9 protein-coding genes are annotated in these 12,171 nt (G+C 61.9%); 8 read left to right on the top strand and 1 reads right to left on the bottom strand.

The features are described 5' to 3' along the window. Positions 1 to 426: 426 nt before the first annotated feature. Entirely contained in the window at positions 427 to 2,604 is a 2,178-nt protein-coding gene (locus tag LOY50_RS26380) for a malate synthase G (protein WP_077507263.1), read from the top strand. A gap of 206 nt (positions 2,605 to 2,810) precedes the next feature. On the opposite strand, the gene LOY50_RS26385 is transcribed toward LOY50_RS26380, so the two are convergent. After that, positions 2,811 to 3,257 (bottom strand): response regulator, encoded by a 447-nt coding sequence (locus tag LOY50_RS26385; protein ID WP_003206256.1) that lies wholly within the window; start codon positions 3,255 to 3,257, stop codon positions 2,811 to 2,813. 258 nt (positions 3,258 to 3,515) lie between these two features. Here LOY50_RS26385 and LOY50_RS26390 point away from each other — a divergent pair, with 258 nt between their 5' ends. The 7 genes from LOY50_RS26390 to LOY50_RS26420 all read left to right on the top strand — a co-directional run bounded on the left by LOY50_RS26390 (position 3,516) and on the right by LOY50_RS26420 (position 12,064). Continuing rightward, positions 3,516 to 5,450 carry a putative nucleotidyltransferase substrate binding domain-containing protein gene (locus LOY50_RS26390; RefSeq protein ID WP_309475816.1) on the top strand — a complete coding sequence of 645 codons (1,935 nt, stop codon included), beginning with the start codon at positions 3,516 to 3,518 and terminating at the stop codon, positions 5,448 to 5,450. Next, complete coding sequence (locus LOY50_RS26395) at positions 5,447 to 6,154, top strand: PolC-type DNA polymerase III (RefSeq protein ID WP_253470018.1); 708 nt, start codon at positions 5,447 to 5,449, stop codon at positions 6,152 to 6,154. The genes LOY50_RS26390 and LOY50_RS26395 overlap by 4 nt, the downstream gene beginning before the upstream one ends. A gap of 224 nt (positions 6,155 to 6,378) precedes the next feature. Then, complete coding sequence (locus tag LOY50_RS26400) at positions 6,379 to 6,897, top strand: RNA polymerase sigma factor (RefSeq protein ID WP_053126008.1); 519 nt, start codon at positions 6,379 to 6,381, stop codon at positions 6,895 to 6,897. Further along, positions 6,894 to 7,868 carry a FecR domain-containing protein gene (locus tag LOY50_RS26405; protein WP_253470019.1) on the top strand — a complete coding sequence of 325 codons (975 nt, stop codon included), beginning with the start codon at positions 6,894 to 6,896 and terminating at the stop codon, positions 7,866 to 7,868. The genes LOY50_RS26400 and LOY50_RS26405 overlap by 4 nt, the downstream gene beginning before the upstream one ends. Positions 7,869 to 8,098: 230 nt before the next feature. Further along, on the top strand, positions 8,099 to 10,537 hold the full coding sequence (locus tag LOY50_RS26410) for a TonB-dependent siderophore receptor (RefSeq protein WP_258689559.1): 2,439 nt from the start codon (positions 8,099 to 8,101) through the stop codon (positions 10,535 to 10,537). 220 nt (positions 10,538 to 10,757) lie between these two features. Beyond that, a complete protein-coding gene (locus LOY50_RS26415; RefSeq protein ID WP_258689560.1) occupies positions 10,758 to 11,888 on the top strand; it encodes a PepSY domain-containing protein in 1,131 nt (376 codons plus the stop codon). Continuing rightward, the gene (locus LOY50_RS26420) at positions 11,885 to 12,064 is read left to right on the top strand and encodes a hypothetical protein (protein ID WP_253470025.1); all 180 of its coding nucleotides are present in this window, start codon (positions 11,885 to 11,887) and stop codon (positions 12,062 to 12,064) included. The genes LOY50_RS26415 and LOY50_RS26420 overlap by 4 nt, the downstream gene beginning before the upstream one ends. Positions 12,065 to 12,171: the final 107 nt, after the last annotated feature.

A 12,171-nucleotide genomic window follows, 5' to 3' on the forward strand; every position in this document is an offset into this window, starting at 1 on the left:
GGCGCCTCGATTTCAGCAGGACCGAGTTATTTTCGTCGCGAGCAAGCTTTGCTCCCACAGGATGAAACCAGGCATATCGTGTACAAACCTTAAGATTTATCTGGAACAATCCATCTATTTTTTGAGAACATCCCGTGTCCCGACGTGACCGTAACACTTTAGTCGGTCGCGGAACGACGCAATTAGTCTAATTTTCACAACCGCAATTGATCATGTAGTATGCCGCAGCGAGCACTACATAACGTTGTACCGATGTCTGCTTAAGGCGCAGTCGCATCCCTGAAAAGCCCCGTCAGCAAGGCTTGCCACCCAGCCGCCAGCGATGGCATGTACTGGTTCCGGGGTTTGTGCTTTAAATGGCCCGAGGCTTCATTGTCAAAATCGAAGAGCTGAAAAGCGAAATAGCTGAGCAGAGTGAGGCAAGCAATGACTGAACACGTTCAAGTCGGTGGCCTGCAGGTCGCCAAAGTCCTGTTCGACTTCGTGAATAACGAAGCCATTCCCGGAACCGGCCTCACCGCCGACGCGTTCTGGGCCGGTGCCGACAAGGTCATCCACGACCTGGCGCCGAAGAACAAAGCCCTACTCGCCAAACGCGATGATTTCCAGGCGCGGATCGATGCCTGGCACCAGGCCCGTGCCGGCCAGGCCCACGACGCCGTGGCTTACAAAGCCTTCCTGCAAGACATTGGATACCTGCTGCCAGAAGCGGCGGATTTCCAGGCTACGACCCAAAACGTCGATGACGAAATCGCCCGCATGGCCGGCCCGCAGCTGGTGGTGCCGGTGATGAACGCCCGCTTCGCCCTCAACGCATCGAACGCCCGCTGGGGTTCGCTGTATGACGCGCTGTACGGCACCGATGCCATCAGCGAAGCCGATGGCGCGGAAAAAGGCAAAGGCTACAACAAGGTCCGCGGCGACAAGGTCATCGCCTTCGCCCGTGCCTTCCTCGACGAAGCCGCGCCCCTGGCGGCCGGCTCCCATGTCGACTCCACCGCTTACAAAATCGTCGACGGCAAACTGGTGGTCACCCTCAAGGGCGGCAGCAACAGCGGCCTGCGTGACGATGCCCAGTTGATCGGCTTCCAGGGCGATGCCTCGGCACCGACCACCGTGCTGTTGAAACACAACGGCCTGCACTTCGAAATCCAGATCGATGCCAGCACCCCGGTTGGCCAGACCGACGCCGCCGGCGTCAAAGACATCCTGATGGAAGCTGCGCTGACCACCATCATGGACTGCGAAGACTCGGTCGCCGCCGTCGATGCCGATGACAAAGTGGTGATCTACCGCAACTGGCTCGGCCTGATGAAAGGCGACCTGGCTGAAGAGGTCGCCAAAGGCGGCCAGACGTTCACCCGCACCATGAACCCCGACCGTGTCTACACCGCCGTCGACGGTTCGAGCGTGACCCTGCACGGCCGCTCACTGTTGTTCGTGCGTAACGTCGGCCACCTGATGACCATCGACGCGATCCTGGACAAGCACGGCAACGAAGTGCCGGAAGGCATCCTCGACGGCCTGATCACCAGCCTGGCAGCGATCCACAGCCTCAACGGCAACACCAGCCGTCGCAACAGCCGCACCGGCTCGGTGTACATCGTCAAGCCGAAGATGCACGGCCCGGAAGAAGCCGCGTTCACCAACGAGCTGTTCGGTCGCGTCGAGGACGTGCTGAACCTGCCGCGCAACACCCTCAAGGTCGGGATCATGGACGAGGAGCGCCGTACCACGGTCAACCTCAAGGCCTGCATCAAGGCCGCCAGCGAGCGCGTGGTGTTCATCAACACCGGCTTCCTCGACCGTACCGGCGACGAAATCCACACCTCCATGGAAGCCGGCCCGATGGTGCGCAAGGCCGACATGAAAGCCGAGAAGTGGATCGGCGCGTATGAGAACTGGAACGTCGACATCGGTTTGAGCACCGGCCTGCAAGGCCGTGCGCAAATCGGCAAGGGCATGTGGGCGATGCCGGACCTGATGGCGGCGATGCTCGAACAGAAAATCGCTCATCCGCTGGCCGGCGCCAACACCGCATGGGTTCCCTCGCCGACCGCCGCGGCCCTGCACGCGCTGCATTACCACAAGGTCGACGTGTTCGCCCGCCAGGCCGAGCTGGCCAAGCGCGCGCGTGCATCGGTGGACGACATCCTGACCATCCCGCTGGCCGTCAACCCGAACTGGACACCGGAGCAGATCAAGAACGAACTGGACAACAATGCCCAGGGTATCCTTGGCTACGTGGTGCGCTGGATCGACCAGGGCGTGGGCTGCTCCAAGGTGCCGGACATCAACGACATCGGCCTGATGGAAGACCGTGCGACGCTGCGTATCTCCAGCCAGCACATCGCCAACTGGCTGCGCCATGGCATCGTCACCCAAGACCAGGTGATGGAAAGCCTCAAGCGCATGGCGCCGGTGGTCGACCGCCAGAACGCCAGCGACCCGCTGTACCGTCCGCTGGCACCAGACTTCGACCGCAACATCGCCTTCCAGGCGGCGGTCGAGTTGGTGATCGAAGGCACGAAGCAGCCTAACGGCTACACCGAGCCGGTGCTGCACCGTCGTCGTCGTGAGTTCAAGGCAGCCAATGGGTTGTGATTGAGCGGTAGGCGCGGCACAAAAAAAGCCCTGATCGAACGATCAGGGCTTTTTCATTGCAAAATCACCAAGCCCTGGCTGATGCTTGAGTCATTGCGGCAAGGGATTTATCTGTGGGAGCAAGGCTTGCCCGCGATGAAGACAGCGCGGTCCTTGGTGAACCGAGGCGCCTGCATCGCGGGCAAGCCTTGCTCCCACAGACAATCTTAGAGATCCATCCCCAACTCGTGCTTGACCAACCCCAGCAGCTTGTCGGTATCGATCGGCTTGAGCAAAAAGTCCACCACGCTCAGGTGCATGGCTTCGATGGCGTCCTTCACGTCGGCATCGCCCGACACGATGATGATCGGCAGCGCCGCCCGCGGAGACTCGCGCACCAGGCGAATCAGTTCCAGGCCATCGACATTGCCCATCCGCAGGTCCGTGATCAACAGGCCAATCGATGGCTTGGTTTCCAGCATCTTGAGTGCCGTTTCACCACTGGCGGCGGTCATGCAGTGAATCCCGTCCAACGCCAGGATCTCCGACAGCAGCTCACGAGCGTCCTTGTCGTCATCGACGATCAAGACGCGCTGCGGCGGCAGGTCAGGTTCCAGCATGACGGCACTCAGCGCCTCGCGCTCGGCGTCACTCAAAATATCGTGGTCGGACATGGTGCTCTCTACGTTCTTTAAATCGATCCCCTGGCACAGTGGTCAGACATCGTTCTGCGGCGCTTCAATGTGCACTTCGTCGGATTTTTTTCCAAGAACATTTAATGAAGATTTTTCTGACACTTGGCGTAGGATTTTTCCGTAAGCCCACCCCTAGGCGGCGACCTAGACTTACGTCCAATGGGCACTCCGCGCTGAGGGGCCGACCATGGGAGAACAGATCGACCACAACAATTCAAAAAAGACTGCGTAATGGTTATGAAAAAAGCGGACGCCTTCACCCAGGCAGGGAAAACCGCGGTGTTGCAAAACATCCAGGGGACACTGCAGTTTCTCCAGCGCTTCCCACCGTTCAACCAGATGGAAAACGCCCACCTGGCCTATCTGGTGGAGCAATGCCTGCTGCGTTTTTATGCGCCGGGCGAAACCATCATCAAACCAGCCGACGGCCCGGTGGAGCACTTCTACATCGTCAAGCAAGGCCGGGTGGTGGGCGAACGTCCGCATACGGCCAAGGGTGGTACCGAGACCACCTTCGAAATCACCACCGGCGAATGTTTCCCCCTAGCCGCGCTGCTGGGCGAACGAGCCACGCGCACCGAGCACCGGGCCGGCGAAGACACGTTCTGTCTGCAGTTGAACAAACTGGCCTTCATCAAGCTGTTCGCCCTGTCCGGCCCGTTTCGCGACTTCGCCCTGCGTGGGGTCAGCAGCCTGCTCGACCAGGTCAACCAACAGGTCCAGCAAAAGTCGGCGCAAACCCTGGGCACCCAGTACTCCCTCAACACGCGGCTGGGCGAACTAGCGATGCGCCATCCAGTCAGTTGCAGCCCGGACACGCCGCTGCGCGAAGCCGTGAAGCTGATGCACGACCAGCAGGTCGGCAGCATCGTGGTGGTGAATGAACAGAAAGCCCCGGTGGGAATTTTCACCTTGCGCGACCTGCGGCAGGTGGTGGCCGATGGGTCCGGGGATTTTTCCCAAGCCATCGTAGGACACATGACTCAGGCACCGTTTTTCCTCTCGCCGGACCACAGCGCCTTCGACGCGGCCATCGCCATGACCGAACGGCACATCGCCCACGTCTGCCTGGTCAAGGACCAACGCCTGTGTGGCGTGGTGTCGGAGCGCGATCTGTTTTCCTTGCAGCGCGTCGACCTGGTGCACCTGGCCCGGACCATCCGCAACGCGCCCAGGGTGGAAAACCTCGTGGCCCTGCGCGGCGAGATCGGGCAACTGGTGGAGCGCATGCTGGCCCACGGCGCGTCGTCGACCCAGATCACCCACATCATCACCCTGCTCAACGATCACACCGTGTGCCGGGTCATCGAGCTGACCCTGATCGACAGAGGTGACCCAGGCGTGCCGTTCAGTTGGCTGTGCTTTGGCAGTGAAGGCCGGCGCGAACAAACCCTGCACACCGACCAGGACAACGGCATTTTGTTCGAGGCCCGGGACGCCGCCCATGCCGCGCAGATCCGCGGCCTGCTGCTACCCATCGCCCAGCAGATCAACCAGAGCCTGGCCTTGTGCGGCTTCACCTTGTGCAAGGGCAACATCATGGCCGGCAACCCCGAGCTGTGCCTGTCCCGCGCTGAATGGGCCCGGCGTTTTTCGGCTTTCATTCGCGAAGCAACCCCGGAAAACCTGCTGGGCTCGAGCATCTATTTCGACCTGCGGGTGGTCTGGGGCGATGAGCAAGGTTGCGAGCAGTTGCGCCGGCAGGTCCTCGATCAGGTGGCCGACAATCGTTTGTTCCAGCGCATGATGGCCGACAACGCGCTGCGTCATCGCCCGCCCGTGGGGCGTTTCAGGGATTTCGTACTGAGTCGCAAGAGCGGCGAAAAGGCCACCCTCGACCTGAAAGTGCAAGGCCTGACGCCCTTCGTCGACGGCGCTCGTCTGCTGGCGCTGGCCAACGGCATCGAAGCCAACAATACCCTGGAACGCTTGCGGCAATTGGTCGAAAAGCAAGTGATCGAACCGCTCGATGGCGCAGCCTACGAAGAGGCCTATCACTTCATCCAACAGACCCGCATGCAGCAACACCAATTGCAAACCCGCGAGAACCTGCCCTATTCCAACCGCGTCGACCCCGACAGCCTCAACCATCTGGACCGACGCATCCTGCGCGAATCCCTGCGCCAGGCCCAACGCCTGCAAAGCAGCCTGACCGTGAGGTATCAGCTGTGAGCATTTTTTCCTGGTTGCGCCCAGCCCAGCCAATGTTGTCCGAAGACATGCAAAGGCGCCTGGAACGCCTGCCGACGGCTTCGGCCTTAGGTGAAGGCGAGCTGCGGGAACAACGCTGGGTCGTGCTGGACCTAGAAACCACCGGGTTGAACCTGAACAAGGACCAGGTGCTGTCCATCGGCGCGGTGGTCATCGAAGACGGCGCCATCGACTTCAGCCAGCAGTTCGAACGCACCCTGCAATGCGATAAGCAGAAACTCGGGCCCAGTGTGCTGATCCATGGCCTGGCGCCCAGCGCCATTGCCGCCGGCAGCGACCCGGCCGAGGCGCTGCTGGCGTTCATGGAGTTCGTCGGCGACAGTCCGCTGCTGGCCTTTCATGCGCCGTTCGATTCCCACATGCTCGGGCGTGCGTTGAAAGACTACCTGGGTTATCGCCTGCAGCATTCATTTCTCGACGTGGCGGACCTGGCCCCGATGCTTTGCCCCCAGGCCAACCTGCGCAAGTCGGGCCTGGACGAGTGGATCGACTGGTTCAAGCTGCAAGTCTTCGACCGCCACAACGCCAGTGCCGATGCCCTGGCCACGGCAGAACTGGCGCTGATCCTGTTCAGCCGCGCCCGCCAGCAACAGATCCTGAGCCCGCTTGACCTGCAACAACGCCTGAGCCAGTGGAAACGGCGACAGCAGGCGCCTTCGCTCTAAATCCTCTGCTCCGAGGGTGGTTTACCTGTGGGAGCAAGGCTTGCCCGCGATGGCATCGCCTGGTTTGACAGCCAAACCGAGTCGCCTGCATCGCGGGCAAGCCTTGCTCCCACAGATTCATTAGACCCACAGATCGGGTCCCGACCAGCGCCAATTGCTTTCCCGCCTCCGCCTCTGCCACAATCGCGAACAATTCTCGTTACTTAAAACGTCGGTGATGCTTGGTGTCGTCAGTCCCCAGTCCTCATAGTGATTTGGTTGGTGCGTTGTACCGCGACCATCGCGCTTGGCTATTGGCCTGGCTGCGACGCAACGTGGCGTGTGCGCACCGGGCCGAGGACCTGAGCCAGGACACTTTCGTGCGCTTGCTGGGTCGCGAGGAGCTGAAGGCGCCCCGCGAGCCACGGGCGTTTCTGGTGGCCATCGCCAAGGGCCTGCTGTTCGATTATTTCCGTCGAGCGGCATTGGAGCAGGCCTACCTCACCGAACTGATGCTGATCCCCGAGGCCGAGCAGCCCTCGGTGGAAGAACAGCAAATCATCCTCGAAGACCTCAAGGCCATCGATCGCCTGCTCGGCAAACTGTCGAGCAAGGCCCGCGCAGCCTTCCTCTATAACCGCCTCGACGGCCTCGGCCACGCCGAAATTGCCGAGCGCCTGGGGGTTTCGGTGCCACGCGTACGGCAGTACCTGGCCCAAGGCATCCGACAGTGCTACATCGCACTTTATGGTGAGCCGACATGAGCCTGGCCCATGCCAAACCGGTCTCGGCCAGCGTGCTGGATGCTGCCATTGCCTGGCAGTTGTCCCTGGACTCGAGCAGTGCCCAGGAGCGTGAAGCCTTCGCCCAATGGCATGCCGCCGACGAAGAACACGCCCGGGCCTGGCGGCAGCTGGGCATGCTTGACCAGCGCTTCAGTGTGGCCAACGGACCGGCGCGCGCCGCGTTGCTGCAATCGCGGGTGAGCATTCGCCGCCGGCTACGCAAGGTCAGCAGCGGCCTGGCCAGCGTTATCGCGGTCATCGGCCTGGCGCTGTTTGCCGGCGATCGTTACCTGCCGCTGGATTACTGGCTGGCCGATCAGCGCACCGCGACAGGCGAACAGCGCACCCTGCGCTTGGCCGACGGCACGCTGATCAACCTCAACACCCACAGTGCCCTGGACGTGCGTTTCGATGACAAGCAGCGCCGCATCGTCCTGCAGGAAGGCGAGATCCTGGTGGAAACCGGTCACGACGACCCGCGCCCGTTCATCGTCGAGACCCGTGAAGGCAGCCTGCGCGCCTTGGGCACACGGTTCCTGGTCAAGCGTGAAGACGAAGGCACGCGCCTGAGCGTGTTGAAATCCGCTGTGGCCGCGCATCCGCAGGCCACGGACAAGGAACAGATCCTGCGCGAAGGCCAACAAGTGCTGATGCGCCGCGACGGACTCGGGCCGACCATTGCCCTGAACCCCGGCGCCGATGCCTGGACCCGCGGCATGCTGGTGGTGGACAACGCGCGCCTTGAAGACCTGGTCCACGAACTGGGGCGTTACCGGCATGGCTACTTGGGGGTTGTGCCACAAGTGGCAGACCTGCGCATCACCGGCAGTTTCCCGCTGCACGACACCGACCTGGCCTTGACCGCCCTGCTGCCGACCTTGCCGGTGCAGGTCGAGCATCACACGCGGTGGTGGGTGGTGGTGGGGCCACGGGCTGAAGCCAAGCCCTGACGACGTTGTGTCAGTGATGGACTCATCGCGAGCAAGCTCGCTCCCACATTGATCGGGTGGGCCACGAGTCATCCTGTGGGAGCGAGCTTGCTCGCGATGAGGCCACTCGCCCCACCACAAATCCACCACCAGCAAAACGAATCTAAATTATTTTCATCCACCCCTATCACTTTCCAATTTTCATCCGGCACCCAGGCAATTGAGAAATATTTCCATTCAGGAGCCGCCGTATGTCCCGCCCGCTAGACACCCTGTTGCGCCCCAGCCTGTTGGCAATCGCCATTGCCTTCGCCACTCCCTTCGCCAGCGGCCCGCTACTGGCCGCCGAACAGGCCTCGAGCGTGCGCACCTACAACCTGCCTGCCGCACCACTGGCCAGCACCCTGAACCAGATCGCCAGCCAGGCCGGTCTCGCCCTGAGCCTGAATCCGTCCCTGGCCTCGGGCAAGACCTCGGCCCCGGTCCAGGGCCAGTTCGACGCCACGGGCGCATTGCGCGAGGCCTTGCGCGGTACTGGTCTGCAACTGGAGCAAAGCGGCGCCGGCACCTACAGCCTGGTGGCGGTGCCTGAAGGCGTCATGGCCTTGCCGGAAACCAGCGTGATCGGTGCAGGCCTCAGCGAAACCGCGTGGGGCCCGACCGAGGGCTACGTCGCCACCCGCACCGCCGCCGGGACCAAGACGGATACGCCGATTGTCGAACTGCCGCGTTCAGTCTCGGTGGTCACGCGCCAGCAGATGGAAGACCGTTCGGTCCTCAACCTCAATGACGCCCTGCGCTACACCGCCGGTGTGCAGAGCAGCGGCTACGGCTCGGATTCGCGCAACGACTGGCTGTTGGTCCGTGGCTTCATACCGACCCAATTCCTCGATGGCCTGCCGCTGCCCAAGGGCAACTACATCACCCCGAAAATCGAGCCCTGGAACCTTGAGCGCATCGCCGTGCTGCGTGGCCCGGCCTCTTCGGTCTACGGCCAGACGCCCCCGGGCGGCATGCTGGACATGGTCAGCCGTCGGCCACAGGTCGAAAGCAGCAATGAAGTCGAGTTGCAGGCCGGCAGCTACGAACACAAACAGATCAATTTCGACAGCACCGGCAAGGTCGATGACGAAGGCCAGTTCCTCTATCGGCTCAGCGGCACCGTGCGCGACAGCAATTCCCAGGTCGATCACATCCCGGACAAGCGCTACAACCTCGCGCCAAGCCTGACCTGGAACATCAACGACGACACCCGCCTGACCTTCCTGTCCCAGTACACCCGTGACGACACCGGCATCACCGGGCAGTTCTTGCCGTTGCAGGGCACCAAGCTCTCCTCGCCAGCGGGCAAGATTTCCCACCACAAGAACCTCGGCGACCCGGACTGGGAATTCTACGACCGTACCTACTACGCCCTCGGCTATGCGTTTGAACATCGCCTCAACGACACCTGGCAGTTCCGCCAGAATCTGCGCTACACCAAGAGCGACCTGGAAACCCAAGGCATTTCCGCTGGCGGGCAATTCTGGCCGGCGGGGCCTGAGGAAGCGGTGAGCGCCGATGGCACCGTCAAGCGCAGTGCCAGCGTCATTGACGAAGACATCAGCCAGTTCGCCGTGGACAACAATTTCCAGGCCGATTTCCAGACCGGTACCCTCAGCCACACCCTGCTGCTGGGCCTGGACCACCAGCGCTCCAACAGCAATTCGCGCTGGCTGTGGGGCTCGACCGGCGTGCCGACCAGCAACATCCACAACCCGATCTACGGACAGGATTTCTCCAACGTCCAGTACTTCACCATGTACGACTACAACCAGAAAACCAACCAGACCGGCCTGTACGTCCAGGACCAGATCGCCCTGGATAACTGGCGCCTGACCCTCGGTGGTCGTGAAGACTGGATTCATACCGGCACCGAGTTCCACAACCAGAACAATGTCACCAACACCCAGCGCGACAAGAAATTCAGCGGCAACGCGGCGTTGAGCTACGTCTTCGACAACGGTGTGACGCCCTACATTTCCTTCGCCCAGTCGTTCCAGGCAGCAGCGGGTTCAACCGTCAACAGCACCGAAGCGTTCAAACCCACCGAAGGCGAACAATACGAAGCGGGTATCAAGTACCAGCCACCCGGCACCAAGACCCTGCTGACCGCTGCGGTGTTCGACCTGACCCAGAAAAACAACTCCGTCACCGAAAACAACGTCACCCGCCAGGTGGGCGAAGTCCAGGTGCGTGGCCTGGAGCTGGAAGCCTCGGGCGACGTGACCGACAACCTCAAGCTCATCGGTTCCTACACCTACAACGACAGCGAAATCACCAAGGGCACGGCGGCGGAAAAAGGCAAGCGCATGGCCCAGGTCCCGCGCAACCAGGCCACCGCCTGGGCGGACTACACCTGGCATAACGGCCCGCTGGATGGCTTCGGTGTCGGCGCCGGTGTGCGTTATGTCGGCGACACCTACGGCAACACCACCAACACCGACTGGGGTCATGTCGGGTCCTACACCGTGTACGACGCCTCGGTCCATTACGACCTGGGCCGTCTGAACAAGACCCTCAAGGGGGTCACGGTGGCGGTGGACGCGAAGAACCTCTTCAACAAGGACTACCTGTCCACCTGCGACGGCTTCTACTGCTACTACGGCGACCAACGCAACGTCGTCGCCAGCGTGAATTACAAATGGTAAACGGTTGGCATTTGCATAAACCTTTTGAGGGCGCTCAGTTGGCAAAGCTGTTCATGTAAGGAAAACCGTGGCGAGGGAGCTTGCTCCCGCTGGGCTGCGTAGCAGCCCCAAAAGCTTGGGATCGCTGCGCAATCCAGCGGGAGCAAGCTCCCTCGCCACAATGGCTGTCCCCAATGAACAGCGATATAGCCCCAGTGGCCCTCTTGCATCCGGATCGCTCATGAAAAGCAAAACCATCCGCCGCTGGTCCTTCGTCCACACCTGGACCAGCCTGATCTGCACGGTGTTCCTGCTGATGCTGGCGATCACCGGGCTGCCGTTGATCTTCCACCATGAAATCGAACACCTGCTGGGTGACGCTCCGCAGCTTCGGGAAATGCCGGCCGACACACCGCCGCTGGACCTGCAACAACTGGTGGAAAAAGCCAAGGCCCATCGCCCAGGTGAAGTGGTCCAGTATTTTGGCTGGGACGATGACGACCCCAACGGCGTCATCACCATCATGGCGCCGACACCGGGCACCGAACCCAATTCCTCCCACACCTTCATGCTCGATGGGCGTACCGGCGAGGCCCTGGAAATGCCCTCGGCCAATGGCGGTTTCATGATGGTGATGCTGCGCCTGCACGTGGACCTGTTCGCCGGGCTGCCGGGCAAGTTGCTGCTGGCATTCATGGGGCTGCTGTTCGTGATTGCCATCGTCTCCGGGGTGGTCCTGTACCTGCCGTTCATGCGCCGCTTGAAGTTCGCCACGGTGCGCCAGGACAAATCCACGCGCCTGCGCTGGCTCGACCTGCACAACCTGATCGGCGTGGTCACACTGGTCTGGGCGCTGACCGTGGGCGTCACTGGCGTGATCGCCGCGTGCGCCGACCTGATCATCGCCGCGTGGCGCAACGACAGCCTCAGCGCCATGGTCGAACCCTACCGCGACGCCCCGCCGCTGACCCAACTGGCGCCGGCCACCCGGCTGCTGGACATCGCCAAGGACGTCGCGCCGGGCATGGAGCCGAGTTTCATCGCCTTCCCCGGCACGCTGTTCTCCAGCGAGCACCACTACAGCGTCTTCATGAAGGGTGACACCCACCTGACCTCGCACCTGCTCACGCCGGTGCTGATCGATGCCACTACCCTGGACGTCACCGCCGTCGCCGAACGGCCGTGGTACATGGACGTCATGAGCCTGTCCCTGCCGCTGCACTTCGGCGACTACGGTGGCCGGCCGATGCAGATCTTCTGGGCGACTCTCGATGTACTGACCATCATCGTCCTCGGCAGCGGCGTTTACCTGTGGCTGGTGCGACGCAAAGCGGCCAAGCGTGCGACCGTTGGTGCGCAGGTCCTCTCGTGAGGCCTCGGCAATCGAGTTTCTGGAAGGTGTTTGGTATTCCCGTGGTGATCGGCGTTCTTTGCGCCGCCGGGCTCTTCAGTGCATTGCTGGGTGACGGTGTGTGGGACGCCGTCAGTTGGCTGGGGTTGGGCATCCCCTCCGTGTTGGCGGTGTGGGGACTGATCCCTCGCCGCTGAGTCATCCGGGCGCGCATTTGCCAAAGTGAGCGCCCGCCCTCCTCGTCATACGACAACCGCAGACACGCCGGTTGTTTCAGACCGCCCAGCCTTTGACATATTTGTTG

The sequence above is a fragment of the Pseudomonas sp. B21-010 genome (assembly GCF_024749325.1).
GTDB classification, from domain to species: domain Bacteria; phylum Pseudomonadota; class Gammaproteobacteria; order Pseudomonadales; family Pseudomonadaceae; genus Aquipseudomonas; species Aquipseudomonas kilonensis.